General features: G+C 61.8%; 29 protein-coding genes. 11 read left to right on the top strand and 18 right to left on the bottom strand.

Annotated features, from left to right (window positions below; genetic code table 11):
• Positions 1-214: 214 nt before the first annotated feature.
• From D3870_RS17220 to D3870_RS17200, 5 genes are all read left to right on the top strand, one after another.
• Positions 215-487: a type II toxin-antitoxin system Phd/YefM family antitoxin gene (locus D3870_RS17220; protein ID WP_119741002.1), complete on the top strand. Its 273-nt coding sequence runs from the start codon at positions 215-217 to the stop codon at positions 485-487.
• Positions 484-822, top strand: coding sequence for a type II toxin-antitoxin system RelE/ParE family toxin (locus D3870_RS17215; protein ID WP_119741000.1), 339 nt, complete (start codon positions 484-486; stop codon positions 820-822). The genes D3870_RS17220 and D3870_RS17215 overlap by 4 nt, the downstream gene beginning before the upstream one ends.
• Before the next feature lie 203 nt (positions 823-1,025).
• Positions 1,026-1,691: a DJ-1/PfpI family protein gene (locus D3870_RS17210; RefSeq protein WP_242490016.1), complete on the top strand. Its 666-nt coding sequence runs from the start codon at positions 1,026-1,028 to the stop codon at positions 1,689-1,691.
• Positions 1,621-2,649 (top strand): GlxA family transcriptional regulator, encoded by a 1,029-nt coding sequence (locus D3870_RS17205; RefSeq protein ID WP_119740998.1) that lies wholly within the window; start codon positions 1,621-1,623, stop codon positions 2,647-2,649. Before D3870_RS17210 ends, D3870_RS17205 begins: the two co-directional genes overlap by 71 nt.
• A 264-nt stretch (positions 2,650-2,913) precedes the next feature.
• The gene (locus tag D3870_RS17200; protein WP_119740996.1) at positions 2,914-3,237 is read left to right on the top strand and encodes a hypothetical protein; all 324 of its coding nucleotides are present in this window, start codon (positions 2,914-2,916) and stop codon (positions 3,235-3,237) included.
• Between the two features lie 222 nt (positions 3,238-3,459).
• Here D3870_RS17200 and D3870_RS17195 read toward each other — a convergent pair whose 3' ends face one another.
• From D3870_RS17195 to D3870_RS22375, 12 genes are all read right to left on the bottom strand, one after another.
• Complete coding sequence (locus tag D3870_RS17195) at positions 3,460-4,782, bottom strand: OmpA family protein (RefSeq protein WP_158590494.1); 1,323 nt, start codon at positions 4,780-4,782, stop codon at positions 3,460-3,462.
• Between the two features lie 345 nt (positions 4,783-5,127).
• Positions 5,128-5,499: a VOC family protein gene (locus D3870_RS17190; RefSeq protein ID WP_119740992.1), complete on the bottom strand. Its 372-nt coding sequence runs from the start codon at positions 5,497-5,499 to the stop codon at positions 5,128-5,130.
• A 659-nt stretch (positions 5,500-6,158) separates the two neighbouring features.
• Positions 6,159-7,199, bottom strand: coding sequence for an IS110 family RNA-guided transposase (locus D3870_RS17180; RefSeq protein ID WP_119740988.1), 1,041 nt, complete (start codon positions 7,197-7,199; stop codon positions 6,159-6,161).
• 88 nt (positions 7,200-7,287) lie between these two features.
• The gene (locus tag D3870_RS17175) at positions 7,288-7,647 is read right to left on the bottom strand and encodes a VOC family protein (RefSeq protein ID WP_119742288.1); all 360 of its coding nucleotides are present in this window, start codon (positions 7,645-7,647) and stop codon (positions 7,288-7,290) included.
• 41 nt (positions 7,648-7,688) lie between these two features.
• The gene (locus D3870_RS17170; protein ID WP_119740986.1) at positions 7,689-8,090 is read right to left on the bottom strand and encodes a GFA family protein; all 402 of its coding nucleotides are present in this window, start codon (positions 8,088-8,090) and stop codon (positions 7,689-7,691) included.
• Positions 8,091-8,167: 77 nt separating this feature from the next.
• Positions 8,168-8,572: a cupin domain-containing protein gene (locus tag D3870_RS17165; protein ID WP_119740984.1), complete on the bottom strand. Its 405-nt coding sequence runs from the start codon at positions 8,570-8,572 to the stop codon at positions 8,168-8,170.
• A gap of 101 nt (positions 8,573-8,673) precedes the next feature.
• Positions 8,674-9,012, bottom strand: coding sequence for a hypothetical protein (locus tag D3870_RS17160; protein WP_119740982.1), 339 nt, complete (start codon positions 9,010-9,012; stop codon positions 8,674-8,676).
• Between the two features lie 552 nt (positions 9,013-9,564).
• The gene (locus tag D3870_RS17150) at positions 9,565-9,975 is read right to left on the bottom strand and encodes a DUF4345 domain-containing protein (protein WP_119740978.1); all 411 of its coding nucleotides are present in this window, start codon (positions 9,973-9,975) and stop codon (positions 9,565-9,567) included.
• A gap of 182 nt (positions 9,976-10,157) precedes the next feature.
• A complete protein-coding gene (locus tag D3870_RS17145; protein WP_119740976.1) occupies positions 10,158-10,505 on the bottom strand; it encodes a GFA family protein in 348 nt (115 codons plus the stop codon).
• A 281-nt stretch (positions 10,506-10,786) separates the two neighbouring features.
• Complete coding sequence (locus tag D3870_RS17140) at positions 10,787-11,689, bottom strand: SDR family oxidoreductase (RefSeq protein WP_119740974.1); 903 nt, start codon at positions 11,687-11,689, stop codon at positions 10,787-10,789.
• 228 nt (positions 11,690-11,917) lie between these two features.
• Positions 11,918-12,775: an enoyl-CoA hydratase-related protein gene (locus tag D3870_RS17135; protein WP_119740972.1), complete on the bottom strand. Its 858-nt coding sequence runs from the start codon at positions 12,773-12,775 to the stop codon at positions 11,918-11,920.
• A 135-nt stretch (positions 12,776-12,910) separates the two neighbouring features.
• Positions 12,911-13,576, bottom strand: coding sequence for a TetR/AcrR family transcriptional regulator (locus tag D3870_RS22375; protein ID WP_158590493.1), 666 nt, complete (start codon positions 13,574-13,576; stop codon positions 12,911-12,913).
• 167 nt (positions 13,577-13,743) lie between these two features.
• Here D3870_RS22375 and D3870_RS17125 point away from each other — a divergent pair, with 167 nt between their 5' ends.
• Positions 13,744-14,721: an NAD(P)H-dependent flavin oxidoreductase gene (locus D3870_RS17125; protein WP_119742286.1), complete on the top strand. Its 978-nt coding sequence runs from the start codon at positions 13,744-13,746 to the stop codon at positions 14,719-14,721.
• A 19-nt stretch (positions 14,722-14,740) separates the two neighbouring features.
• The gene (locus D3870_RS17120; RefSeq protein WP_158590492.1) at positions 14,741-15,043 is read left to right on the top strand and encodes a DUF1330 domain-containing protein; all 303 of its coding nucleotides are present in this window, start codon (positions 14,741-14,743) and stop codon (positions 15,041-15,043) included.
• 59 nt (positions 15,044-15,102) lie between these two features.
• Here D3870_RS17120 and D3870_RS17115 read toward each other — a convergent pair whose 3' ends face one another.
• Entirely contained in the window at positions 15,103-16,809 is a 1,707-nt protein-coding gene (locus D3870_RS17115) for an aspartate:alanine exchanger family transporter (protein ID WP_158590491.1), read from the bottom strand.
• A gap of 304 nt (positions 16,810-17,113) precedes the next feature.
• On the opposite strand from D3870_RS17115, the gene D3870_RS17110 reads away from it, so the two are divergent.
• From D3870_RS17110 to D3870_RS17095, 4 genes are all read left to right on the top strand, one after another.
• Positions 17,114-17,569, top strand: a complete 456-nt coding sequence (locus D3870_RS17110) for a hypothetical protein (protein ID WP_119740966.1) — start codon at positions 17,114-17,116, stop codon at positions 17,567-17,569.
• A 171-nt stretch (positions 17,570-17,740) separates the two neighbouring features.
• On the top strand, positions 17,741-18,040 hold the full coding sequence (locus tag D3870_RS17105) for a hypothetical protein (protein WP_147375818.1): 300 nt from the start codon (positions 17,741-17,743) through the stop codon (positions 18,038-18,040).
• A 95-nt stretch (positions 18,041-18,135) separates the two neighbouring features.
• A protein-coding gene (locus D3870_RS17100) for an IS5 family transposase (RefSeq protein WP_199710509.1) occupies positions 18,136-18,961 on the top strand; the annotation gives its coding sequence in 2 pieces (ribosomal slippage) (positions 18,136-18,504 and positions 18,506-18,961; 825 coding nt in all).
• Between the two features lie 89 nt (positions 18,962-19,050).
• Positions 19,051-19,876 (top strand): IS5 family transposase gene (locus D3870_RS17095; RefSeq protein ID WP_199710509.1). Its coding sequence is split into 2 segments (ribosomal slippage): positions 19,051-19,419 and positions 19,421-19,876, totalling 825 coding nucleotides; the frame shifts between segments, so codons are not numbered across the junction.
• Positions 19,877-19,908: 32 nt separating this feature from the next.
• Here D3870_RS17095 and D3870_RS17090 read toward each other — a convergent pair.
• The 5 genes from D3870_RS17090 to D3870_RS17070 all read right to left on the bottom strand — a co-directional run bounded on the left by D3870_RS17090 (position 19,909) and on the right by D3870_RS17070 (position 25,894).
• Positions 19,909-21,504, bottom strand: a complete 1,596-nt coding sequence (locus D3870_RS17090) for a diguanylate cyclase (protein WP_158590490.1) — start codon at positions 21,502-21,504, stop codon at positions 19,909-19,911.
• Positions 21,505-21,729: 225 nt separating this feature from the next.
• Positions 21,730-22,977 carry a phenylacetate--CoA ligase family protein gene (locus D3870_RS17085; RefSeq protein WP_119740960.1) on the bottom strand — a complete coding sequence of 416 codons (1,248 nt, stop codon included), beginning with the start codon at positions 22,975-22,977 and terminating at the stop codon, positions 21,730-21,732.
• Positions 22,978-22,984: 7 nt separating this feature from the next.
• Entirely contained in the window at positions 22,985-23,383 is a 399-nt protein-coding gene (locus D3870_RS17080) for an MmcQ/YjbR family DNA-binding protein (protein WP_199710688.1), read from the bottom strand.
• A 154-nt stretch (positions 23,384-23,537) separates the two neighbouring features.
• Positions 23,538-24,377, bottom strand: coding sequence for an ABC transporter ATP-binding protein (locus tag D3870_RS17075; RefSeq protein WP_422879657.1), 840 nt, complete (start codon positions 24,375-24,377; stop codon positions 23,538-23,540).
• Between the two features lie 209 nt (positions 24,378-24,586).
• On the bottom strand, positions 24,587-25,894 hold the full coding sequence (locus D3870_RS17070; protein WP_119740956.1) for an ABC transporter substrate-binding protein: 1,308 nt from the start codon (positions 25,892-25,894) through the stop codon (positions 24,587-24,589).
• Positions 25,895-25,936 lie beyond the last annotated feature (42 nt).

The following is a 25,936-nucleotide window of genomic DNA, read 5'->3' as shown; positions in this document are numbered from 1 at the left end:
TGCGCCGCACTTGGAGAATGAATCGGTAATGTCGCTCCAAGGGTGGAAGCTTGCGTATCGTATCGGGTAGTTTCACCTCTTGAGGCGCCCGCGCGTCAACTTCGGGCTCATCTCGTCCGGCTTCCCTTCTTTTGATCTGCTTCTTGTTTTATTGACGATAAGACTGAATTCGGTCTATATTTAGTCTGAATGTTTCGGAAAATTCGGAGGCGGCATGCAATTTTCATCATGTATCAAACCGATAAGTTACCTCAAGGAAAAAACTGCGTCGGTCGTAAAGGAAATTACCGAGAGCCGTGAGCCGATGATCATCACGCAGAATGGCGAGGCGACTTTCGTTGTGCAGGACATCAAGAGCTTTGAGAAAACACAGCAGACGATGGCTCTTCTCAAGATTCTGGCGCTGGGTCAAAAGGAAATCGCGCGCGGGGAATTTGTTGATGCCGATGAGTTCTTTGCCGGGATGGACAAGGAAATCGCCCGATGACGTACCGCGTTGTCTTGCTCAAAGGCGCGCAAGCTGAACTACGGGACTTGTATCACAACTATCTTGTGTCGAATTTCGGTGTTGATGTGGCGAGAGAAAAGTATGCCGCGATCAAGAAATCGGTGGATTTGCTGAAGGCTCACCCAGAAATGGGAAAGCCGATTCCCGAACTGACCGAGACAGGTTTCGAACACTACCGTCAGATGGTCGTGGAAAACCTGAACAAGATCATCTATCAAATCGATGATGGAAAGATGATCGTCTATGTCCATGTCTTTTGCTCCACCCGCCAGGACTTCGAAACCATTCTTCGTGTGCGATTGTTAGGCGGCTAACGCAATTCGGGCAAATGACAGGGGACGCAATGGCTTGCGCCATTCCTCTCTACAGCAGCCTATCCATTCGCATGTCCGTTTTTGTCCGCATCTTGTCCCCCATGCGCATTTCGCCGCATCGCCTCCTTCCCTAAGATGACTTTCAGGCGCGGCACTCCTTCTTCGAAGGAGCCGTCGTCCGGATTTCCTGTGCGAAGGAGTGCATGATGTTGAGCGTAGGCATACTTGTTTTTGACGATGTGGAGATACTCGATTTCTCCGGTCCTTATGAAGTGTTTTCGACTGCGGCGCGGGTGCATGCGCGCCTGCACACGGCGGCGTCCCTGTTTCGCTGCTTTCTCGTTGCGCCTGACATGCGACCAGTGCGCGCGCGCGGCGGGATGAAGGTGTTGCCGGATTGCGTGCTGACGCCGTCGTCCGATGTCGACGTGCTGATCGTGCCGGGCGGCGACGTGTCGAAAGTGCTCGGCAACCCGGAGGTGATCGACTGGATACGCGCGCAGGCGCTGGACGCGACGATCACGGCCTCGGTCTGCACCGGCGCCTTCCTGCTCGCCAGGGCGGGCTTGCTGGACGGACTGCCCGCGACCACGCACTGGGAAGACCAGGCCGAGATGGCCAGCATGTTCCCGGCGACGACAGTCAGGCAGGATGTGCCTTGGGTCGACTGCGGTAGAGTGGTGACGTCCGCCGGCATCTCGGCCGGCATCGACATGAGCCTGCACTTGGTCGAGCGACTGGCAGGGCGGCAGCTGGCGGAAGCGACGGCGCGGCAAATGGAATATCGATGGAGTACGCATGGAACAATTGACCACACACAATCAGCCCGCTCTCGCTCAAGCGCTGCCCGTCTATTTTCTGCTGCGTAAGGGCATCGTTGCGCTCGACCTGATCGGTCCGGCCGAGGTCTTGCGCTATGCCAACCGTGCGGCGGAGAAAGAAGGTCGGCCCGCCTTGTTCTCGCTGCACTACATCAGCGCCGAACCGAGTCTGGAGATGTCGATCGGGCTGGGTCTGACCGGCTTCGGCGGTCTGCCGGACAGCCTGCCGGCGAATGCGATGCTGATGCTGATCGGCTGCGCCGGCAGTGATGACGATTTCAGCAGCGAGACGGCGCAGGCGGCGGTCGCATGGCTGCATCGGCACGTCACGCGCGAGCATCGCCTGCTCGGCATCTGTACCGGTGCGCTGCTGGCGGGGCATGCCGGTCTGCTGGACGGACGGCAATGCACCACGCACCACAGCCATTGCGACAGTCTGCGCATGATCGCGCCGCGCGCCCACGTGCAGGAAAATCGCATCTTCGTCGAAGACGGACCGGCCTTCACCAGCGCCGGTGTCACGGCGGGCATCGACCTCGCGCTGCACATCGTGGCGCAGGTCGCGGGGCATCGCGTGGCTGCCATCGTGGCCAGATCGATGGTGATCTACATGCGGCGCGCCGGCACCGACCCGCAGTTCTCGCCGTGGCTCGCATTCCGCAATCACCTGCATCCGGCAGTCCATCGCGTGCAGGATGCGATCGTCGGCAATCCCGCTCATGACTGGAACGTGCCGCAACTGGCGCAGATCGCCTGCACCAGCGAACGCCACCTTACGCGCCTGTTCCGCGAACATGCCGGCGCGAGCCTGGTGGACTACCTGCAGTGCATCCGCATCGCGCTGGCGCGCGATCTGCTCACGCAGTCGCAGCTGGATATCGAGCGCGTGGCGGAAAGGGCAGGCTTCCACTCGAGCCGGCAATTGCGGCGCGTGTGGAAAAAGTTCGAGGGTGCGTCGCCGAGCCGATTGCGCGCGACGGAAAAGGCGGTGGAGCTCGTGAATTGATCTGATGCCATGTGCAGGTGTGCGCGGAAGACAAAGACGTCCCGGATCACCTGGAATGCGAAATCCTTTTCGCATCGTGATAGTCACCATGTCGCATGGTGGAGAATGACGCGCAAGAGGCCATGGATTCTCGTTTTTCCCTCCATGGCAATACATGCGTTTTGCGAGCCCTGCAGAAATTCGTAAGTAATTGTTACTTCGTCAGCTGAATCGAGATGCACGACGTTATATGCCTTGTATCCCCACAGCGACCAAGGATTACTTATGAATATCCAGAGCAAATTCGACACGGATATGACCGTTCGGTCATTCGCGTATGTGGCCATGCAACTGGCGCGCTCGCCAGCTGCACCAGGGCCGTCTGCACTGTATGAGCAGATTCTCGGTGAAGCGGAAAAACATCGCAGCGCACTGCGTCTGGTGCTGCGCGATGTGTTCGAGATGGCGGAGCAGGGGCTGCGCAGACAGACGCTGACGAAAACGGAATTTCATCGCTTGCGCGATACCGCGACGCAGACGATTGCACAGGCACAGCAGGCGATCACTCGCATCGCGACGCAGTACGCCCCGCACAAGCTTGCGGCGTAACGCCGGGTTTTACCTGCAATGCACCGGCGTCGCACTTGCGCGCCGGCAGTCGCGGTGCGTATCGAAAAAATCGAGGAAGAGCCACCGAGTCAGCTGCGCACGGCGGAAAGCAGGGTGGCGGCGCTCGCGTGATGCCGCGATGTCTTGAGGTCCGGGATATCCGCTCTGTGCGGACAGTCGGCGCGGCTTGCTGCGGCGCGCGCCGACCGCCCCGGCGTGCCACTACTTCTTCGTCACATTCACATCCACCCGTCGATTCCGCTGCCGTCCGTCGTCGGTCGAATTGTCGGCGACCGGAAACTTTTCACCGTAGCCTTCGGCTGTCAGCCGCGTCGGCTCGACGCCGAGCGTGACCAGCTGCTGCATTGCGCTGTTTGCGCGATTCTTCGACAGCAGCAGGTTGGCATCGGGGCTGCCGGTATTGTCGGTGTAACCGCCGATCCGCATGTTCACCTCCGGATATGACTTCATGATCGCGGCGACATTGCGCAACTGTTCTTCCGACGAGGGCTTGAGCGTGGCCGAGGCGGTCTCGAATTCAAGCCGGTCGAGGCTGAACCACTTGTCCTCGCTGACCGTCATGGCGGGATCCTCGATGAACGCGATCAGCTTGCTCTCGACACCGTTGCCCGGAATGCGGAGTGTCAGGCCGCCGGGCAGGCTCTTGTCGATCATCGCGCCGAGGTCGCCCGACGCCATCGCCCCTGGCGCGGTGGCGGCAGGTGCCGTCGGTGCGGTTTCGGCAGGTGCCGTCGCTGCCGGCGGCGGTGCCGTCATTGCGGGCGCAGACGGCGTGGCTGGTGCGGTGGCCGCCGGTGGCGGCGGAGCCGTGCTCACCGGCTCGCGCCGGCCAAGGAAATAGCTGGCCAGCCAGGCCAGCCCCACCAGGGCCAGCAATGGCAGCAGCCATTTGCGCCATGAGCCTGTCTTCTCCTGTACGTCCGTATAGCTGCCCGTATGGCGCGGCATCGTCTCGGCCAACGCCGGGCGCGCGCTTGCCGCCGCCGCTGTTGCGCCGCCCAGACCGAGAACGCCCGCCAGACCGGACGGCAGGTCCTGCAGGAAATTGCGCGGCTTGCCCAGGAGATTCATCAGGCCCGATTCGCCGCCATTACCGACCTTCCGTCCGATCAGGCCCAGCACCAAAGGCAATGCCAGGCTCATCAAGGATTTCGACGCCATCGGGTCGAGCCCCGCATGCGATGCAACGTAGTCGTTGACCGCGCCGGTTTTTCCGCCGAGCACGCTATCGAGCAAGGGCGCTCCCGTGTGCATCAGCTCGCTGACAGCACCGGGTTCCTTGATCGCGTCGGCAACATGGCTGTATTGCTCGGTGTCGAGATGGTCGCGATGAATCACGTCGAGCAGTTCGTGCGCGCCTTCCCTGGTTTCCGCCTTGCTTGCGAGTCCGCCCAGGAGCGCCGGCAGGATGTCGCCCAGCGCCATCTTGATCTTGCCCGGACTTTCGCCGATCGCCGTGCCGATGCGGTCGAGCACGTCGCCGCCAAACTCGCTGGACACCTGGTTCAATAAAGTTGCCGCCATGTTGCTATCCTCCTTCCAGTTGTGGCTGATGCCGGTAGTGAATGTCGTTGCCTGCATGCATGTGCCGACACCCACCTCTTGAGACAGCGTAATCGCCAGGACGAGATCCAGCCATTGGACCAAAGCCGTATATCGGATGGCTGCCAGCGGAATGGTGGCGTTTTGCGTCGGCGAAATCCGTTGCGGTGCAAAGTGTCGCGTCGCGTGGCGTGGTCACGCGGCCCGACGGAAAATCGTCCGGGCGCTGTTTATCGGGATAACGCAACTCCGGCAACTCCGCCTGCGGCAAAAACCTGTGACAAGACATGCCATTCCATGCATCGAGCAAGGATTCGCGCTTTCGTCCTACTGCATGGAGTGCAGGCCGATCATGTTGCCTTCCGTGTCGATCACCAGCGCGATATGGCCGTACTGGCCGATGGAAAATTTTTCCTTCTGCACCTTGCCGCCGGCGCGTGCCGCCTGTGCCGCTTCCACCGCGCAATCGGTACAGCTGAAGTAGACGAGGACGCTGTTCGCGCCGGAAGGAAAGCCCTCCATGCGAACCAGCGCGCCCGCCGCGCCGGGCCCCTCTTCCTGCATCGGGAACATCAACATGTCGATATCCGGCATGTCGAGTTTTTTCATTTGAATGCCGAACACGCTCTCGTAGAACGCCTTCGCGCGCTGCATGTCCTGAACGTAGATTTCGAACCAGCCAACGGGATTGTTGTTCATGGGATTCCTTTCGGAATGAGACGAGATTCGTGCAACTTATTTGTGTAACTCGTATGCACCCGTGCACGCGATACCGGAGCGGTCAGCACGCTCACCGGCATCTGATGACAGACTGTCGTGCTCCTTATCGACAGCGCCTGTCCTTTCAAGTTCACCTCGCCGTCTGCAATTGCAAAGCGTCAGGAACCGGTCGGCAACAAGCGCAAGCATGATTTCTCCGCATGGCAATGCAGTGCGGCGCGAAGCTGCGGAAGCGCCTTTGCGTCTTGTCTGGATACAGGCTTGCAGCAAGGGCAGGGTGCGCCATGCGCACCGGTGCAGCGACGACATTTGCCGACAAGGCTTGCCTCAACACGAGAAACGGTGCGCGTGGCGCATACATGGACGCCTCCCTTTTGCAAGAACAAATCTTCAAGTGTTTCCTGACGAAGTCGATTGCAGCCATACATTCGGTCTTTGTTGCAGCCGACGTATGGGCTGCTGACGCATGATGAAATTCGCTGGTGGCCGCTCAATCACCCTATCGTGCTTCACGCACGGTGCGCTCGGCGAGCTGTGACCACCCCGGTCTGACCTGTCCTGTCATCACTTGGGATTGCCATGGCAATCGGTTGCACTTCCTCCGTTGTCGTGTTCAGTTCATCTTTCTGCCGTGCCGATTATGCGCAGACGCCGTTGGTCTGCGCATAATCGGCACGGAACACCTCGCCGCTTTGCAGCATGGCCCAGATACGCCGCGCATTCTTCGCCGCCAGCGCGCACACCGCAACGTTGTGGCCACGTCGCGCCGCCAGCTTGACCACCCAATCGTCGGCATACGCCGGCTTGCCCATCCGTGCCTTGAGCACCGCGCGCGCGCCATGCACCAGCAACTTGCGCACATAACCGTTGCCGTGCTTGCTGATCCCCAGCAATATCTGCTTGCCGCCGCTGCTGTGTTCTCTTGGCGTCAATCCCAGCGCGCACGCAAACTTGCGCCCGTCCGCAAACATGTCCGCTCGGCCGAAACTGCCCACCACGGCCGTGGCGGTCATGACTCCGATGCCCGGAATGCTCTCGATCAATTGGCACGCTGCATTGTCCCGATGCACCTGCATGAGCTGCTTGTCTACTTGTGCAATCCGCTCTTCCAGTTGCGTCAGGTGCGCCAGCAAGTCGTCGATCAATCCGCATAGCAGCCCCAGATCGGCCCGTGCCTTGTCCTGCCATGCACTCACTTCGCTGCGCAGGCGGCGCATGCCGGGCGTGAGCGCCTGGCCAAACTCGGCGACCAGGCCCCGCACTTGATTCGCCGTGGCAGTACGCTGCTTCATCCAGCCTTCGCGTACCCGGTGCAAGGCCTGCACCTGCTGGCTATCCCGGCTGCGAATGGCAACCGCCGGCACACAGTCCCGACTAGCGGCTTCGCAGATCGCCGCCGCATCCCGCGCATCGGTCTTGTTGCCCTGTACGTAGGCTTTCACATACTGCGGCGCCATCAGCTTGACGGCATGGCCCAGCGCCTTGATGCGCCGGGCCCACTCGTGGGCGCCACCACACGCTTCCATGCCGACACGGCAGGCCGGCAAGCTCGCAAAAAACTCCAGCACCTCTGCCCGTTTGAACCGCCGCGACAAAACCTTTTTCCCTTGTGCATTGGCACCATGTACCTGGAATACGTTCTTTGCCAAATCCAGGCCAACTACGCTAATCTTGTCCATGACGCTTCCCCTCACTCAGTGGTTGATCACTCTTCCACTTTGGCACATCGCGATGCCGTCGTGGGTGGGAGGCGTCCATTTCATTACCCTACGCAGCCGGCTCCGCCCACACCGCAAACTCGTTGCCGCTGGGTTCCATGAAATGAAACCTGCGTCCGCCGGGAAACGAGAAGATCGGCTTCACGATCTGTCCGCCGGCGGCGGTGATCTTGGCAAGCGTGTCTTCGAGGCGTTCGCTGTAGAAAACGATCAGCGCGCTTCCCTTGTCCGTGCTCGCGCTCAGTTCGGATCGGTAAAAGCCGCCGTCAAGCCCCTGATCCGAGAATGCCGCGTAGTCAGGTCCGTAATCCACGAACGACCAGCCGAACGCGGCTTGAAAGAAGGCTTTGGTGGCCGCCAGGTTCCTGGCCGGATACTCCACGTAATTGATTTTCTCGTGAATGGGCATGGCGATCTCCTTGATGATGATTCGTGATGCGGCGTCATGACTCACAGATGCGCGAAGAACTCAGGCGCGCCTTGCCATCGGTCGTTGCGGCCATCCACGTAGGTGATCGGCGCCTTTGACAATTCCTCGTCTGTCACATCGTCAAGACAACCCAGATTGACGCCATACATTTTGCCGATGGGCGTTTCGTTGCCGATGCCGAAGCTGCGCACGCCGCAGTGCCTGCAAAAGGTGTGATGGTTCTTCTCCGTGTTGAACACATATTGCATCAGGTCGGATTCGCCTGTCAGCAAGCGGAAGTTCTCCGGTTTGGCAATGGCCGGCCAGAAGCGGGTACGCCTGCAAATGGAACAGTTGCAGCGATAAGTGCTCTGCGCGAGATCGAGATCCGCCTCGAAGGTGACGGCACCGCAATGGCAGCTGCCGTGGCAGGTCTTCAGCATGATGGCTCCTTGCGGAATGGATGCCTCACTTCTTCCGATCCAGCCTGCCCGACGAACGCAACTCCCGAATCGGGCGCCTAACCCTGCACCGGCCGATGCTCGGTTCCCGCGCCCGGTGTAAGAAACAGCATGGTGGTGGGGACAGAAGTCCTGACCGTATGCCAGACATTTGGCGGCACAAGAACATAAGCCCCGGTGTCGCTGAGTTGCACGGTACGTTCTGTGCCGGATTCCTCCAGTACGACGGTGGCCGCGCCCGAGAGCAGCATGACGAGCTCCTCGCCGGCGGGATGACGTTCCCACACGGACCATGGCTCGGAAAACGCAAAGGCCGACATGAGCCTGCCTTGATCGAGGTGCGGATATGCGCCGCCAGCGAGTTGTTCCCAGAATGATTCCGACGCGGGGATTGGGTCCGTTCTGCCGTCATCCTTCACATGCAGGTACGTGTTGAGGACGCTGTGAGCTTTATCGGTATGCATTGAAACCTCCTTATGGAGCCCAACGTTGTAGGTGATGGGTGGCCCGCTTGTGGGACGTCCAGCGACCGAAAGGAGTGGTATTGACCACAATGTTAGCTGGCTTACCAGAGACGTTTTTCGATTTCGTCATACTTCTCTGCCACCTTGAGGAAAGCGTCACCCCAGCCACTGCTTAGACTGACCTCTTGGAGTGGCCCTGTTGGTGCAAATAAAACAGCTACTTTGACTCGCTCTGGAAGAGAACTTTCTTTTAACAGGTTTATGATGCTATTGAGTTCAGCAACTGCATCTTGCTCACCCTGCCAAGATGACCAACAGAAGTCGTTATCTGGCAGGGATAACAATTCAATGGCTGATTCCAAAACATGAATAAGGCTCTCGACAGGAGCGTTGGGATCAATTCCGTCGTGAATCAATTGTTGCGTGCGGCTGAGGTTCATTGAGATGGCTAACGTTGCGATGACGGGCGGGGCAACACGCCCCTGTCGATTACTGATTTATATTTGGCCGGCGAATCCACTTAGTCCCTCGCTGAATCTCAAATATGTGAACTGAGAGTTCTCCAATCGGTGCTTGAGCATTGGACTTACAAATGGATATTCGTTACCCATCATAAGCATCCGCGTTCCCTCAATATTTAAATCTCGAATCTGGTCGTGGCTGAAATGTTGATTTATTAGTATCTGTCGATACGTCGTGTACTCAGCGTTTGAAGTCCGATCCCACACAACGGCGTCTTTGAAGGTCACGCGTTCAGCATCCAGTTGCTCAAGGAAATCAGCCAAATCGCGGTCAGCTAGGACATAGCCATATCCAGACATGAATGGTCCCAAATCACCCTTTTCGATAATCTGAAACCTACCGTCATCGAGCTGATATAGCCGCGGGCCTCGCTGCTCTGTGTAAATATGGAATGGCAGCATTTTCAAATATAACGTTTGACATGAGAGGCTTGGCCCGGCTTGCCGGGACAAGTCCTCTCGATGGAAGGGTTAGGCCGCTACGCGCGAGGCATCGCGATTTGTGGCTCTGTGGGCTAGAACGATGACTGCCGGCAACAGCAACTCCGGGATGAGGTAGCCGAGCCACACTGCCGCCGGCTCGGGAAGCCCGACCTGGCTGATGGACACAAGCCTTCCGATGCCAGCGAAGAGAACGCCCAGTGCAAGGAGGTACACCAGCGTTCCTTGTTGCCTGACGGTGATGGCTGCCCAGAGGCTGATGAGGCCTGTGGAAAGATAAATACCGGCCATGAAGCGGTGCACGTTGTCGAGGCGTGCAGAAACCTGCGGTTCTCCCAAGTACATCTGCAGCGTGCCGCCGAATATCGCGATTGCTGCGACGAGGAACAAGCAGATTTGCACGACGCGTTGACTCGCCGGCATTGATGGCGTGGATGGCACGATGCGTTCTCCTCTTGAAGCGGTCTAACTTGATATATACAGCAGGGTCTGTCCTTATAACTCGGCACCTGCTGTATAACGTGGCACCGAAGGAATCGTCGAAAGCCGCTCTGCGCCTGCTTGAGCGGCATGTTGCGATAGTTATGCCGCATTAACCGGACTGCGAAAGGCGGCGCGCACCGCTAAACCGCGCGTCCATCGAAGTGCTGGAATCGCAAGGACTCCGGCTCGATACCTTCGAGGCAGCGCACATTCACCGCCGCGATCTCCTGGCCGTCGGGGCCCACGCCTTCTCCGAATGGATGAATGCCGCACCTGGGACAGAACCGATGCATGATCACGTGCTTGTTAAAGGTGTACGTGCTCATGGCCTCCGGCTCGGTCAGGAGGCGCAACTGCTGGCGCGGGATGAACCAGAGCAGGGAACCCTTGCGCTGACATATGGAGCAATTGCAGGCCAGGACTTCGCCAATTTCTCCCTCGGCCTCGAATGCAATCTGCCCGCAGTGACAACTGCCTCGGTAATTCACGTGTTATCTCCTTGAGTGAAAACAGCATGTGATGCCCACCGTGATTATGCGGCATGAGCTTTCCATGTAACCCGGCACCACCTGCATGGCGTGGCGCCGCAGGAATTCTCGAAAGCCGTTCTGCACTTGCTTGAGCGGCATGTTGCGATGTTTATGCCGAATTTGACGGACGGCGAACGGATTGCAAAAAGAGCGGCGGGTATCACCGCATCGCCAATGCCGTGACCGAATCGCCGGACAAATCCTCGCCGAAAGGTGAAGCCGTGCTTGTTCAGCACCACTCACGCCGTGCGCTGCTCGCGATCCTTCTTGTTCTGCGCCTCGATCCGATCGCGCGCCTCCTTCCACTGCTCCTGGGTCCATGACCGCAGCTCGTAGAAATTGCCGCCGGTGGCGAGATGACCGCCGCCGTCCATCATGATCGCCTGGCCGGTCAGCCAGTCGCAGCCGTCGGCCATCAGGAAGGTCGCGAGGTTCTGCAACTCCTCCATCCTGCCGGCACGCCCCATCGGGTTGATCGCGGCGGTGCGCGCGCCGGGTTCCTCGCCCGGATTCAATCGCTTGCTCATGCCTTCGGTCGGGATTTCGCCGGGACCGATCGCGTTGAGGCGGATGCCGTATTGCGCCCATTCGGTGGCGAGCGACATCGTCATCGACTGGATCGCGGATTTGCTCATTGCGGAGGGCACGACGAAGGGGCCGCCGTTCAGCACCCAGGTGACGATGATGGAGATCACGCTGCGGTAGCCATCGGATGGTTTCCACTCGCCTTTCATCGCCATCTCGACCCAGCGGCGGCCGACGGCGTGCGTGACGTAGAAGGTGCCGTGCATGACGATGTTGGCGACGGCGTCGAAGCCGCGCGGCGACAGCGCGGCGGTGGGCGAGATGAAGTTGCCGGCCGCATTGTTCACGAGTCCGGTCAGCGGGCCTTCGGCGAAGATTTGTTCGACCATGTCGTCCACCGCCGCCGCATCGCGAATGTCGAGCCCGAAGGTCTTGACGCTGCCGCCGTGCGCGGCCATCAGTTCGGTCGCGGTCTGGTCGCACACCGGCTTGCGGCGGCCGCAGATATAGAGGTCGGCGCCGAGCGAGAGGTACTTTTCCGCCATCGCGCGGCCGAGGCCGGTGCCGCCGCCGGTGACGAGGATGCGTTTGCCTTGCAGGAGTGCGGGCTGGAACATGGGAGGCTCCTCATGTGGGGGTAGGGTGGGCACAACGTGCCCACGCTGTCATCGACGCAAGCCGCGTGGGCATTGCATGCCCCCTTGCAGGGCGCACATGGGCTTGCAAGCCCGTGTTGCTCCGCAGGCGTGGAGCATGCTCCACGAAACCCCTGCGACGCCCCTACCAATATCTGCTTACAGCATCGCAGTGCCCGCAAGTTCCCGCTTGCGCAGGATCATGCCGCATCACTTCAGCGTATATTTCGCTTCCTCGAACGAGTGCAGCGGCGGCAGATCGTCATACTGCGGCGCGTGCCCCTGCTGTTTCGCGGTGAAGGCTTCCACCAGGTTGCCTGTCTGCCAGATGCCCGATTGCAGCCAGCCCATTTGCCGCAATGCATCGTGCGTGGAGTGGTCGCGTGCGTAGTGGATGGCCTGCTTGCTGCCCCAGATCGCGACCGGCGGTTTCTCGGCGATCTCGCGCGCCATTTGCATCGCGGCGGCCAGCATCGCGTCCTGCGTGTCGAACACCTCGTTCACCAGTCCGAGCGCCAGTGCGCGCTGCGCCGGCAGCCGCCGTCCGGTATAGGCCAGCTCATGCACAATGCCTTCCGGAATCAGCTTCGGCAGCCGTTGCAGCGTACCGAGATCGGCGGTCATGCCGATGTTGATTTCCTGAATGCAGAAAAATGCATCCGCCGTCGCCAGCCGGATGTCGCAGGCGCACACCATGTCCACGCCGCCGCCGATGCAGCCGCCGTGGATCGCGGCGATCACCGGCATGCGCAATTCCTCGATCAGGTTGAAGGCGTGCTGCATGTCGGCCAGCTGCGGCGCGATGTTGGCGCGTCCGCCCGCGCTCTTGTCGTCGAGTGCGATGCCGCCTGCGCTGCCGAACACATCGAGCGCCATGCCGGCGGTGAAATGCTTTCCGGTCGAGGAAATTACCAGTGCGCGCGCGGATGCGTTGCGCTGCAGTTCGGTCAGCACGGCAGTCAATTCGCGCCACAGCACCGGATGCATGGTGTTGAGTGAGGCAGGGCGGTTCAGCACGAGGTGCGCGATCTTGTCGGTGATGCTGAACTGGATGCTTTCGTAGGTCATTGCGAGGTCTCCTGTGAAGTTGTTGTTCGTGCCCTAATCCATGAATCACTGTTTACGGTCATTCCGCATGCAATGGCGTTGACACCCTAGTGTCCTCATTGCATTCGAAATGACGGCGCAAGCTGAACGACACTCTCATTTGCGCGCGCCATCCGTCCCCATCTTCAGCGAGCACAGCACCGCATTCACCGCCGCGTCATACAACTCGTTCGCGCGCTCGGTCTTCAGGTAATAGCCCTTCAGTTCCAGACTGACCGCGCCATGCATCGCCGCCCATAACAGCCGTGCGGCGGCGGTCGGATTCGAGGGCGGCAGCGCGCCCTTGCTCATGCATTCCTCGAAGGCGTCGATCAATGCCGCGAGCGATTCCCATGCCTTCTTGCGCGATTCGAGCGGCGGCACGAAGCCGGCGATGGCGTCACCGAACATCACCATGTAATAGCTCGGATTGCTCTTCGCATACTGGCGATAGATGCGGGCATGCAGCAGGATGCGCGCGAGGCCGTCCTTGTCCGTCTTCTTTCTGGACAACTGCGTGGAGGCGGCGTCGAATTCGGCCTTGAGGCGCGCGAATCCTTCGAGATACATTTCGTTGGCCAGCCCGTCCTTGCCGCCGAAAAACGAATACAGCAGCGTGGTCGAACAGTTCACCGCTTCGGCCACGCGCCGCACCGTCATCGCCTGCGGTCCTTCCTCGGTCAGCAGGCGCGTCGCCTCGTCCAGCATGCCCTGGCGCAAGCCGAGGCGCAGATTTTCCTGCGCCTGGCGGAAGTCGATCACGGGGGGTTTGGCAGTTTTCATGGGCAGAATCGGGTTCTGAAAAAAACAGCGTTTTTTCTGATAACATCTTGCGCACAATATCAGAAAACGCAATCGCCTGGCGCGATATGCGCCGCCAGCATCGCGCAACACGCGGCATGTGCAGACACGTCGCGCCGCGCGTCGTCCAGATCACCAAAGGAGTATTCATGAGCAATCAACGCCTGCCCGCTGCCTTGCGCAATCTCAGCCTGCCCGTCATCGGTTCGCCGCTGTTCATCGCCAGCGGCCCGGCGCTGGTCAAGGCGCAATGCAAGGCCGGCATCGTCGGCTCGTTCCCGGCCTTGAATGCGCGTCCGGCGGAACTGCTCGACACATGGCTGACCGAGATCCAGCAGGAACTGACTGCGTTCAAGGAGGCCAATCCCGGCGCAACTGTCGGCCCGATCGCGGTCAACCAGATCGTGCACCAGTCGAACGACCGCCTCGCGCACGACGTCGAGGTATGCGTGAAGCACCGGATCCCGATCATCATCTCCAGCCTGCGCGCGCCGCCCAAGGAAATGCTGGATGCGATCCACAGCTACGGCGGCATCGTGCTGCACGACGTGATCTCGATCCGTCATGCGCAGAAGGCGCTGGAGGCCGGCGTCGACGGCCTGATCCTGGTTGCCGCCGGCGCGGGCGGCCATGCGGGCGCGCTGTCGCCGTTCGCGCTGGTGGGCGAGGTGCGCAAGTTCTTCAGCGGCCCGATCGCGCTGTCGGGTTCGATCGCCACCGGTGACGCCATTCTCGCGGCGCAGGCGATGGGCGCAGACTTCGCCTACATCGGCTCGCGCTGGCTGGCGACACAGGAATCCAACGTGGATGAAGCGTATCGCCAGGCCATTGTCGAATCGAGCGCCGCCGACATCGTCTACACCAATCTGTTCACCGGCGTGCACGGCAACTATCTGAAGAAGTCCATCGTCGCCGCCGGCCTCGATCCCGAGAACCTGCCGGTGGCCGACAAGTCGACAATGAACTTCGGTTCCGGCAGCGGCAGCAAGGCCAAGGCATGGCGCGACATCTGGGGCGCGGGCCAGGGCGTGGGCCTGATGGACCACGTGCTGACCGTCGCCGAGGTGGTCGAACGGCTGCAATCGGAATATCGCGCTGCACGTGAGCGCTTGTCACTCAAGGGCTGATACGCCCGGAAAGGAAATTGTGAAAAAAGCCTATGTCGTTGCGGAAATTGTCGTCACCAACCCGCAGCCCTACGAGCAGTATCGCGTGCTGACCACGCCCACCGTCGCGCAATACGGCGGGCGGTTTCTCGTGCGTGGCGGTGAGCGCCATCAGATGGAAGGCGAGGACGCCGAGCACAACAGCGGGCGGCGCACCGTGATCGTCGAGTTCCCGTCGCTGGAGCAGGCCCGCAGCTGGTATGACTCGGTGGAGTACGGCAAGGCGAAAGAGGTCCGCCTCGCCAATTCGATCGGGCGGCTGTTCATTGTCGAAGGCGTGTAGCAGGGCAGCGCGCACAGCACCTTGCGCGTTGCGACATCACGGGCGCGCAAGGCGGCGCGTCAATGCCGCAGCGCCTGCAGGATCGCCACCACGATGGGCCCCCAGATGGTCAGGATGATGTTGCCGATGGCGTAAGGCACCGTATAACCAAGCGCGACGATATTGCTGCCGCTCGCGTCGCGCAAGGCATTCAATCCCGGTGTGCAGGTCTGTGCGCCGGCGATGCCGGCGATCAGCAGCAGCGGATTGATCTTGAGAAGGAACTTCCCCACCAGCAGCGCCACCAGCGGCGGCACCAGCGTCACGATCATGCCGCCGAAAAATATGCTGGCGAAGAAGATTCCGCCGCGCGTGTGATACGCCTCCACCGCGTGCGGGCCGGCAGTGAGACCGACGATGGCGATGAAAACGGTCAGGCCGATGTCGGCCAGCACGCGCTGTGCGGCCTCCGGCATCGAACCGAAAACCGGATAACGGCTGCGCGCCCATCCCGCGATGAGTCCGACGACGAGAATGCCGCCGGCGATGCCGAGTCCGAGTGGAATGTTGTCGATGTCGATCGTGTAGAGGCCGATCAGCACGCCGCAGATGATGCCCGCCGCCAGGAAGGTGAGATCGGTCTTGCCGCTGTCGCGCTCGACAAAGCCGCCTGCGGCGGCGGCGCGTTCGACGTCCTGCGGCGAGCCGATGATGTGCACCACGTCGCCGCGCTGGACGCGCGTCCCGGGCGAGCGCGGCAGCTCTTGCTCGCCGCGCGTGATGGAATCCAGATACACGCCGCGCGAAAAATACCGGTCTGCCCGCGCTTCGCCGATGCTGAGGCCGATCACCGCCTTGTTGGTGATGACCACGTTGGCCGATTTGAGCGGGATCGCCAGCAGTTCCGCATCGTCGCTTTCCGTCCCGATCTCGCTTTCGGCATGGACGAAGGCCGCGCGGTTTCCGCCGGCAACGATCCAGTCGCCGTGCCGGATGGGGGTGTCGGGACGCACTTGCAGCAGCGTGCCATCGCGCCTGATCCGCTGCACCGACAGGCGTCCGGCCGCATGACGCTGTTCCAGTTCGTCCACCGTCACGCCGAACAGCGACGGATTCTCGACCCGGTAGCCGCGAAACGCGTAGAAGCGGCCGCCGAACAGACTGTCTGCCGCCTCGCCGCCTGCCAGTTCATTTTCGAGCGCCTTCGCCTCGGCCTTGAGGTTGATGCGCAGAAGCAGCGGCGCGCCGACGGTCAGAAACAGGATCAGGCCGAGGTCGCCGAAGCCGTAGGTGATCGCATCGGCCAATGGCGCCGCGCCCGACATGCTCGCCTTGATGTCATCGGGAAGCGGCAGTGCGGCAATCGCGTTCAGTCCGGTGCCAAGCGCCGCCGACTGGGTCAGCCCGCCGGAGAGCAGGCCGACGGCAGTGCCCTCGTCGAAGTCCAGCACGATCGCGACGGCGACGACGGTGATCAGGCCGGTCACGCCGAGCGTGATGGACAGCACGATCTGCGGGATGGCCTCCTTGCGCAGGCTGCCGAAAAACTGCGGCCCGACCGAGTAGCCGATGGAAAACAGGAAAAGGTAGAAGAACACCCAGCGCATCAGGTCTGGCAGCGGCGGCGCGGCGAAAATGCCGATCAGAATCCCGGCGATCATGGTGCCGACCACCGAACCGAAGCTGAAGACCTTGACGTGAATGCGCCCGATGATCTGGCCGAGCAGGATGGCGGCGAACAAGGCCAGTTCGGGACGCCGATGCAGCAGCGCAGCAATTTCCTCCATTGCCGGATCTCCTTGCACAGTGATGCATTGCGGGTTCGGTCGGCGCATCTAGTGTCCTGAGTTCCGTGCCGGAGGAGATCTTGTTGCGCGACCCATCTCATCTTAGGCAGAGCGCGGCGCGAGCGAGAAAATAAGCGCGAAAAGCACGATCCACCGCAAGGGATGCCGCACGGACACGGCGCACGGACACGATTGTGCCGCCCGTATTCCAGTCCATTCCAGGGGGAAATTTCAGGCATGGGGAACCGGTGCGGCCGCATTGCCCACTCATCCTGCGAGCGAATCCTCTTGCCAAGACCATGCCATGAGTTCCAAATCATTCGGCGATCATAAAAAGACCCCCGGGGCGCTACCGGGAAAGGGTGCCGGGAAAAAGCCGGCCAGGCCCACGCCGCCGGATTGGCCAGCATCGCCGCCGGCACCCACCGGGCCGCTGGCGGACGCCGTTGCCCAGGGAGGCACGTCTCAAGGCGCTCCGGCGGAAAATCACGCTTCCGGAAGAACTGCCACACCGCAGAACCTGCACATACCGGGCAGCGGCGACCGCATGCACCATCTGTCCATGGCGCACTCGCACGCGAAGACGGTATTTCAGCTGCCGCAACTGGCAGCGAAGAAACATGTCGAGGGGGTCAAGGCGACGTCGCGCGCGGATTGCGCCCGGCGTCGCGGCAACAAGTTCTGCGATCCCGCACATCCATCCGGCTGCGGCGGCCGGTTTTGCGGGCAGCAAGCCAGGACCAGCCTGGATGCCATTTAGCGTCGTTGTCGAGCGCCGTGAGGAATCTTCCCCACGGCCATGCCTTGCAGGGATTTCTCGCCTTCACTCGGAATGACAACGCGACTCGGCTGCACAGATTCTGTGCAGCGGGGAATCTTTGCCCAGCCGCCGGCTCGAATGAATATTGCCGACAAGCCTGCAAGGATTGCCATGAAAAATGCCTCACAGGAAACCGAAGTGAAAACCGGCCCGCCCCTGCGCGAGGATGCCACGCCGCGCCTGCCGAATGAGCGCGACGAATCGGCCGACAGCCAGTCGAGCGGTCCGCGCCGCAAGATCAGGCAGGCGTATGACGATTTGATGAGCGGCCAGGTCGATACCGATCTGCGGGCAGAGCGCGGGGTCGATGCGGTGGTCAACCAGACGCCGGAGCCGTCGCCGGTCAACCCGCTGGATGTGCCGCGCAAGAAGAAGGTCGAAAAGCAGGACGAAAAGCAGGACGGAAAATAGGGCCGCTTACTAAGAGCCTATCCCGGTAGGCCGTCGGCAAGGGAAATTGCGAGGTAAATGGTGGTCCAAGCGCATGTTGGCGAAGGAGGTTCGACATGGGCATGGTCAAGCAGGACGACGGCTGGCGTTTGCCAGACAGACTCTGGGCGCAAATGGAGCCGCTTTTACCGCCACGCAAGCCACATCCGCTGGGCTGCCATAACCCGCGTGTCTGCGACCGGGCAGCCATGGATGCGATCTTGTTCGTGTTGCGTACCGGTTGCCAGTGGAATGCATTGAACGGTACCGGCATTTGTTCCAGCAGTTCGGCGCATCGGCGCTTTCAGGAATGGGTTGATGCCGGCGTGTTCGAGGAGTTCTGGATGCATGGGCTGTTGTCGGCAGCGGCGTTGCGGGAAATCGACTGGTCCTGGCTGTCACTCGACGGCGCGATGACCAAGGCTCCTCTGGGTGGGGAAAAAAATCGGCCCCAATCCAACGGATCGCGGCAAAGGCGGCGTCAAGCGCAGCCTGCTGACGGACGCACACGGCATTCCCCTGGCCATCGTCATTGATGGTGCGAACCGCCATGACATGAAGCTGGCGCGACCGACACTGGAGTCGCTGGAAGTGGGGCGACCGTCATTGCTTGCGGTGTGGCCACAAGGACTGTGCCTGGACAAGGGCTATGACTATCCGCAGATCCAGCAGTTGGCGCTTGAATTGGGCTACCGGGCGCACATCCGGTCACGCGGGGAGGAAGCGCAGCAGCGGCAGACGGGAACGAGAGCCCGCCGCTGGGTGGTGGAGCGTACGCATAGCTGGCTGAACCGGTTTCGTGGCTTGCTGATTCGTTGGGCCAAGAAGGCGAAGAACCATCTCGCGTTCCTTCATCTCGCCTGCGGCATTATCACCTGGCGAAGCATAGGCCTACTGGGATAGGCTCTAAGAGCCTATCCCGGTAGGCCGTCGGCAAGGGAAATTGCGAGGTAAATGGTGGTCCAAGCGCATGTTGGCGAAGGAGGTTCGACATGGGCATGGTCAAGCAGGACGACGGCTGGCGTTTGCCAGACAGACTCTGGGCGCAAATGGAGCCGCTTTTACCGCCACGCAAGCCACATCCGCTGGGCTGCCATAACCCGCGTGTCTGCGACCGGGCAGCCATGGATGCGATCTTGTTCGTGTTGCGTACCGGTTGCCAGTGGAATGCATTGAACGGTACCGGCATTTGTTCCAGCAGTTCGGCGCATCGGCGCTTTCAGGAATGGGTTGATGCCGGCGTGTTCGAGGAGTTCTGGATGCATGGGCTGTTGTCGGCAGCGGCGTTGCGGGAAATCGACTGGTCCTGGCTGTCACTCGACGGCGCGATGACCAAGGCTCCTCTGGGTGGGGAAAAAAATCGGCCCCAATCCAACGGATCGCGGCAAAGGCGGCGTCAAGCGCAGCCTGCTGACGGACGCACACGGCATTCCCCTGGCCATCGTCATTGATGGTGCGAACCGCCATGACATGAAGCTGGCGCGACCGACACTGGAGTCGCTGGAAGTGGGGCGACCGTCATTGCTTGCGGTGTGGCCACAAGGACTGTGCCTGGACAAGGGCTATGACTATCCGCAGATCCAGCAGTTGGCGCTTGAATTGGGCTACCGGGCGCACATCCGGTCACGCGGGGAGGAAGCGCAGCAGCGGCAGACGGGAACGAGAGCCCGCCGCTGGGTGGTGGAGCGTACGCATAGCTGGCTGAACCGGTTTCGTGGCTTGCTGATTCGTTGGGCCAAGAAGGCGAAGAACCATCTCGCGTTCCTTCATCTCGCCTGCGGCATTATCACCTGGCGAAGCATAGGCCTACTGGGATAGGCTCTAAGCTTATGGCGGCGCGCCTGGCGCAGTTATCCCGCTTCGATCCGGTTGCGGCCCTTGTGCTTGGCTTCGTACAGCGCCGCATCGGCGGCGCGAAACAGCGCGTCGGCGGTTTCGTGCGCGGTGACATCGGCCACGCCGGCGGAAAAGCTGGCGGTGAAGTCGCCTTCGTCCGCATGATGGCGGATGCGGGAGAAGGCCTCGCGGATTTCGTCGAGCACGCCGATGGCGGCCGTCGCCGGCGTCGCCGGCAGGATCACCGCGAACTCCTCGCCGCCGTAGCGCCCGACCACGTCGCCGCGTCGCAGCCGCTGCTGCAAGAGGCGCGACAAGGTGCGGATCACATGGTCGCCGACCGGATGGCCATGGGTGTCATTGACGCGCTTGAAGAAATCGATGTCGATCATCGCCAGCGTGACCGGCGTGCGGGTGCGCTCGCTGCTGGCCACTTCGCGCGCCAGCGTTTCCTTGATGGCGGAATGGTTGAACAGGCCGGTGAGGCTGTCGCGCATGATCAGTCCGCGCAGCGCGCGGTAGCGTTCGGCACGGCTCGACAGCGAGGAAATCAGGTGCGCCGGATCGACCGGCTTGGCGAGGAAATCGTCGGCACCGGAGTTGATCGCATCGAGTTCGTGCGACAGACTGTCGTCGTGCGACAGGAACACGATCGGCACGTCGAGGTAGACGTTGTTCTGCCGGATCAGGCGGGTCAGATCGATGCCGCTGCATGCGGCGGTGTGCACGTCCATCACCACCAGTTCGGGCCGGTACTCCTCGAAGGCCTCGAAAATCTCGGCCGGCTTGTGCAGCATTCGCGTATCCATCTGCGCTTCGCGCAGCACGTCGCTGTATTGCGCGGCGCCGGCCGGGTCGTCGCTGATGAAGAGGATACGGAAGGGATGCGCCACCTTCGACACGATCAACGCGTCGAGCCGGTCGATCAGGGCGGCGGCGTCCACCGGCTTGGTGAAGTAGCAGTCCACGCCGGCGCGCGCCGCGGCCAGGCGCGCCTTGAAATTGCCGCGGGTCGAGATCACGGCGATCGGATAATGCCGATTGGGGGGGCGACGCGCGTGCGCCAGTGCCGCCACCTTCGCCATCAGGTCTTCGCGGTATTCGAAGTCGAAGATGAGCGCCGACGGGGGACGTTTTTCGATGGCGCTGCCGACGCGCTCGATATCGCTGACCACCACCACGCTGTGGCCGAAATAGCGCAGCTGCATCGCGGTATCTTCGCCGAGCAGCGGATTGCTGTTGAACAGATAGATCGGCGCTGCGGTGGCGCCCTTGGGCGCGACCTGCTGCGGCTGTGATGCCGGCGGCCCGCCGTGCTGCGGCGGCACGGCGGCGTCCCATGCCAGCAATTCCTGCAGCGCGGCCGCCGTCTGGATCGCGCTTTGCGCGGCCAGACCGGGATTTGCGACCAGTGCCGCCAGCGGTTTCTCGATGCGCAGGGCGCGCGCGCTCAATTCGCCCACGCCGGAACTGCGGGCCGACTCTGCCAGGCCCTTCAAGTGCTGGTGCACGGCGACCAGACGGTCCTTGTTCTCGAAGGCGCCCAGCCACTGGTGCAGCGCGGCTTCCAGATCATCCAGCCCTTTTTGCAATCGCTTGTTCTTGCTCATGTCGTTCTGCCTTCCGCCGCAATGGCAGGGTGCGGAGTTGTCGGGCAAGGCCGCGCCGCACGCAGCGCCACGCATGCCCTCATCGTGATGCAGGCATGTTACAACGGTGTTGCTCTGGAGTAAATTTTAGCGAGGAAAAAGAGTGGTCCGGCCGGACGAGGCGCACCTCACTCCGGTCCCGGTGCGCGCCGGGATGACGGATGGATATCCTGGCGCAGGTTCCGGCTAATCGTACTTGCGCGCATCCTCGATGACCTTGCCGTCGTTCGGCAGGCTGCCGCGCGCAACCAACTGCACGCCGCCGCGCAGCTTGGTCACGTCGCGGATCGTCTCGACGATGGCGTTCTCGTCGATGCGGGCGGCGCTGTCCACTTCGCAATGCAGGGTCATCACATCCTTGCCGATTTCGCCGCTGACGATCAGGCGCGCCTTGAGGATTTCCGGGTAGCGCCGGGCGACTTCGGCCACCTGCGACGGATGCACGAACATCGCGCGCACCTTGGTGGTCTGGTCGGCGCGGCCCATCCAGCCCTTGATGCGGACATTGGTGCGGCCGCACGGCGAAACGCCGGCCAGCACTGCCGACAGGTCGCCGGTGCCGAAGCGGATCAGCGGGTAATCGGGGTTGAAGGAGGTGACGACCACCTCGCCGACCTCGCCCTCGGCCACCGGGTCGCCGGTGCCGGGCCGCACGATTTCCAGGATCAGCTCTTCATCGAGCACCATGCCGGGATTCACCGCGCCGCCGCTCTGCGTTTCGTAGGCGATGTTGCCGACGTCGGCCGAGCCGTACATCTGCAGCACGTGCGGCACGCCGTTGCCCTGCAGCCATGTGCGCAGCGAGGGCGGCAGCGCCTCCGCGCCGACCAGCGCGCGCTGCACGCTGCCGATGTCGGCGCCCATCTCGCGCGCCTTCTCGATGATGATCTTGAGGAAGGACGGCGTGCCGACATAGGCATCCGGTTTCAGCGCGGCCATCGCCTGCACCTGCATCTCGGTCTGGCCGATACCGGCCGGGATCACCGCGCAGCCGATTTTCGCCGCGCCGCCTTCGGCCATGAAGGCGGCGGGCGTGAAGTGATAGGAAAAGCAGTTCTGCACGATGTGGCCGGCGCGCAGCCCGATCGCCGCCATCGGCCGCGCAAAGCGCCACCAGTCCTCGCCGCGCCCCTCGGGATCGAAGATCGGCCCCGGCGACATGAACAGCCGCCGCAGCTGCTGCACCGGGGTCGCGGTGAGGCCGCCGAAGGGCGGGTCTTCCTGCTGCAGTGCGTGCAGGTCCGACTTGCGCGTGACCGGCAACTGCGCCAGCGCCGCGCGGCTGCGGACGTCCGCGGCATCGACGCCGGCGAGCAGGCGCGACCAGCCCGGCGCGACTTGCGCGTGCGCCACCAGTTGCGGCAGGCGCTGCATCAGATCGCGTTCGCGCTGCTCGGGATCGCGGGTTTCGAGTGAGTCGAGATAATCTGGCATGCCGGACCTATCTTGATTGGGCGCGCAAGGCGGCTTGCGTGCGCTTGGGTAATTTCGAGAAAACGATTTCACGCGCACGGCCCAGCACTTCCTTTGCCATCGCATCGCTCATCGCACCGGATTCCATGCCGATCCATTTGGCGCGCGCCAGATAGGGCGCGGGTCGGATGCCCGGCTGCTCGGTGTAGGACAGGAACAGGTCGTCATCCACCTTGCACCAGAGATCGATCGGTTTGTCGTTCGCATTGAGAATGAAGAGCGCGAACATCTTTCGTTCCACCATGAAGATCAGCGTGCTGCCCCACTTGCGTTCCCAGCTAGCGTGCGGGAGTGTCTTGCAATACGTGATGAGCTTCGCGTAATTCATGTCGGTAGGGCAGGTCGCGACCCGCCATGTGTTTGTCAAACGCAGTGCCAAGGTGCGCCATGCACGTCGCCGTTTTCATGCAATGCCGCAAGGCGGGGCGCGTGGCGCACGCTATGCCTTCCATGTGCTTGGCGGGTGGGACCCGCCCTACATTCCACGGGCGGTAGGGCGGGTCCCACCCGCCGCACATTCCTCACGCCAGCCAGCGCTTGCGGCGTCGATAGAACTTCATGTCGCGGAAACTCTTGCGCGCCGCACCGGAAACGCCGAGATAGAACTCCTTCACATCCTCGTTGCTTGCCAGTTCCTGCGCGTCGCCTTCCATCACCACGCGCCCGTTCTCCAGGATGTAGCCGAAATCCGCATAGCGCAGCGCCACCATCGTGTTCTGTTCCGCCAGCAGGAAGGACACGTTTTCCTTGCCGTTCAAATCCTTCACGATTTCGAAAATCTCCTCGACGATCTGCGGCGCGAGGCCCATCGACGGCTCGTCCAGCAGGATCATCGACGGCTTGGCCATCAGCGCGCGGCCGATCGCGCACATCTGCTGCTCGCCGCCGGAGGTGTAGCCGGCCTGCGAGCCGCGGCGCTGCTTCAGGCGTGGAAAGTAGTGATACACCATGTCGAGCGAATCCTTCAGTTCCGCGCGCGAAATCCGGCGCGTGTAGGCACCGGTCAGCAGGTTTTCCTCGATGGTCAGATGGCCGAAGCAGTGCCGTCCTTCCATCACCTGCGACAGGCCGCGCCTGACCAGTTCGTTCGGCGTCAGCTGGTCGATGCGTTCACCCTTGAACTCGACGCTGCCCTTGGTGACGTCGCCGCGCTCGCCGCGCAGGAGGGTGGAGATCGACTTCAGCGTGGTCGATTTGCCCGCGCCGTTGGCGCCCAGCAGGGCGACGATCTTGCCTTGCGGGACTTGCAGCGACACGCCTTTCAACACGAGGATCACGTGGTCGTAGATGACCTCGATATTGTTGACGGCGAGGTAGGGGGCGGCGGTGCTGTTGTTTGCGGGAGCGGTGCTCATGTTCATGGTTGAAGGTGTGCAGAGGCGACCTCCCCCTCCCTTGCAGGGAGAGGGTGGGGGTGGAGTGCTCGAATTTGCGCTAACGCTCGTTCGGGGACTCTACCCCCATCCCGGCCTTCCCCCTGCGAGGGGAAAGGCGCAGGTCGCGGGTTAATTTGCAGTCCGGGAATCAATGCGCATTTCGCGATTCGCGAACTTTCCGACCCAATGTGACTTCAAGCCCCGCTCGCGCAAGCCGGCTTGATGTTCTTCTCCGCCGCATACTTGGCCGACGATTCCTCCAGCAGCTTGCGCGTCAGCGCCTTGTCGCCGACCACCCAGTTCGGCGTGATCGCGACCCATTTCGTGCCGTTCCATTGCTGCACCTTCACCGCGCCGGAACCTTCGTGATCGTCGCAGGAAGTCTTGACCGGCGGGAACATGCCGAGTACGCCGAGCGCCTTCTGCCTTGCCTCATCCACGTTCAGGTTCTCGAAGCCCCAGCGGATCTGTTCGCCCGTCATGACCTTGCCCTTGCCGTATTTTTCCTGTGCCTTGCGAATCGCTTCGGTCCACAGAATGCCCGCCGTCACGCCGCGCATGTGGTACACCGAGCCGATGCGTGTCTTGTCGTCGAGGTTGCCCTTGCCGGCCTCGTAGACCTTCTTGCGAATCTCATCCAGCACCGGATAGTTGCCCGGCGTGTTGAAGGTCATCGTGGTGTAGCCCTTGGCGGCGTCGCCTGCGGGGATCGTGTCTTCTTCCGAGCCGGCCCACCAGACGCCGAGGATTTTCTCGCGCGGGAAGCCGTTGCGCTGCGCGGTCTTGATCGCCACCGCGTTCATCACGCCCCAGCCCCACAGGATCACGTAATCCGGCTTGGCCTGGCGGATCTGCAGCCATTGCGATTGCTGCTCGTTGCCCGGATGCGCGACCGGAATCTTGATCAGTTCGAAACCGTACTGCGCGGCCTGCGCGTCCAGCACCGGCATCGGCTCCTTGCCGAAGGCGGAGTCGTGATACAGGTGCACGATCTTCTTGCCCTTCAGCTTGTCCATGCCGCCGCTCTTGTCGCCGAGGTATTTCACCATCGCTGCCGCCTGGTTCCAGTAGCTGGTGATCAGCGGGAAGACATAGGGGAAGACCTTGCCGTTGGCGGCGTCGGAGCGGCCGTAGCCGAGCGTCGTCATCGGAATCTTGTCGGTCGCCACGCGATCCAGGATGCCGTAGGCGATGCCTGTGGCCAGCGGCTCGACCAGCGACGCGCCGCCGTTCTTGCTCTTCAGGCGCTCGTAGCATTCGACGCCGCGCGAGGCGTTGTACTCGGTTTCGCATTCTTCCCAGGTCAGCTTCACGCCGTTGATGCCGCCGCTCGCGTTGACCAGATTCATGTAGTCGATCGCGCCGCCGAAGAAGCCGGAGCCGCCTGCGGCATAGGGACCGACGCGATAGGACAGGACGGGGACGAATTGCTCCTGCGCCGAGGCGGCGCTGACCGCGCCGAGCAAGGCTGCGCCCAGCAGGGCGGATTTGATCAATTTCATGGTGCTCCTCCTTGTTATAAGACAGCAGTGACAACGATGACA

Origin of the sequence: Noviherbaspirillum cavernae (assembly GCF_003590875.1) — a bacterium.
Classification (GTDB): Bacteria; Pseudomonadota; Gammaproteobacteria; order Burkholderiales; family Burkholderiaceae_D; genus Noviherbaspirillum; species Noviherbaspirillum cavernae.
This window is presented reverse-complemented; position numbering and strand designations above follow the sequence as displayed.

Coding starts and splice junctions, on each gene's coding strand:
- D3870_RS17220 (WP_119741002.1), top strand. CDS start 215: ATGCAATTTTCATCATGTATCAAACCGATAAGTTACCTCAAGGAAAAA.
- D3870_RS17215 (WP_119741000.1), top strand. CDS start 484: ATGACGTACCGCGTTGTCTTGCTCAAAGGCGCGCAAGCTGAACTACGG.
- D3870_RS17210 (WP_242490016.1), top strand. CDS start 1,026: ATGATGTTGAGCGTAGGCATACTTGTTTTTGACGATGTGGAGATACTC.
- D3870_RS17205 (WP_119740998.1), top strand. CDS start 1,621: ATGGAACAATTGACCACACACAATCAGCCCGCTCTCGCTCAAGCGCTG.
- D3870_RS17200 (WP_119740996.1), top strand. CDS start 2,914: ATGAATATCCAGAGCAAATTCGACACGGATATGACCGTTCGGTCATTC.
- D3870_RS17195 (WP_158590494.1), bottom strand. CDS start 4,782: ATGGCGGCAACTTTATTGAACCAGGTGTCCAGCGAGTTTGGCGGCGAC.
- D3870_RS17190 (WP_119740992.1), bottom strand. CDS start 5,499: ATGAACAACAATCCCGTTGGCTGGTTCGAAATCTACGTTCAGGACATG.
- D3870_RS17180 (WP_119740988.1), bottom strand. CDS start 7,199: ATGGACAAGATTAGCGTAGTTGGCCTGGATTTGGCAAAGAACGTATTC.
- D3870_RS17175 (WP_119742288.1), bottom strand. CDS start 7,647: ATGCCCATTCACGAGAAAATCAATTACGTGGAGTATCCGGCCAGGAAC.
- D3870_RS17170 (WP_119740986.1), bottom strand. CDS start 8,090: ATGCTGAAGACCTGCCACGGCAGCTGCCATTGCGGTGCCGTCACCTTC.
- D3870_RS17165 (WP_119740984.1), bottom strand. CDS start 8,572: ATGCATACCGATAAAGCTCACAGCGTCCTCAACACGTACCTGCATGTG.
- D3870_RS17160 (WP_119740982.1), bottom strand. CDS start 9,012: ATGAACCTCAGCCGCACGCAACAATTGATTCACGACGGAATTGATCCC.
- D3870_RS17140 (WP_119740974.1), bottom strand. CDS start 11,689: ATGTTCCAGCCCGCACTCCTGCAAGGCAAACGCATCCTCGTCACCGGC.
- D3870_RS17135 (WP_119740972.1), bottom strand. CDS start 12,775: ATGACCTACGAAAGCATCCAGTTCAGCATCACCGACAAGATCGCGCAC.
- D3870_RS22375 (WP_158590493.1), bottom strand. CDS start 13,576: ATGAAAACTGCCAAACCCCCCGTGATCGACTTCCGCCAGGCGCAGGAA.
- D3870_RS17125 (WP_119742286.1), top strand. CDS start 13,744: ATGAGCAATCAACGCCTGCCCGCTGCCTTGCGCAATCTCAGCCTGCCC.
- D3870_RS17115 (WP_158590491.1), bottom strand. CDS start 16,809: ATGGAGGAAATTGCTGCGCTGCTGCATCGGCGTCCCGAACTGGCCTTG.
- D3870_RS17110 (WP_119740966.1), top strand. CDS start 17,114: ATGAGTTCCAAATCATTCGGCGATCATAAAAAGACCCCCGGGGCGCTA.
- D3870_RS17105 (WP_147375818.1), top strand. CDS start 17,741: ATGAAAAATGCCTCACAGGAAACCGAAGTGAAAACCGGCCCGCCCCTG.
- D3870_RS17090 (WP_158590490.1), bottom strand. CDS start 21,504: ATGAGCAAGAACAAGCGATTGCAAAAAGGGCTGGATGATCTGGAAGCC.
- D3870_RS17085 (WP_119740960.1), bottom strand. CDS start 22,977: ATGCCAGATTATCTCGACTCACTCGAAACCCGCGATCCCGAGCAGCGC.
- D3870_RS17075 (WP_422879657.1), bottom strand. CDS start 24,377: ATGAACATGAGCACCGCTCCCGCAAACAACAGCACCGCCGCCCCCTAC.
- D3870_RS17070 (WP_119740956.1), bottom strand. CDS start 25,894: ATGAAATTGATCAAATCCGCCCTGCTGGGCGCAGCCTTGCTCGGCGCG.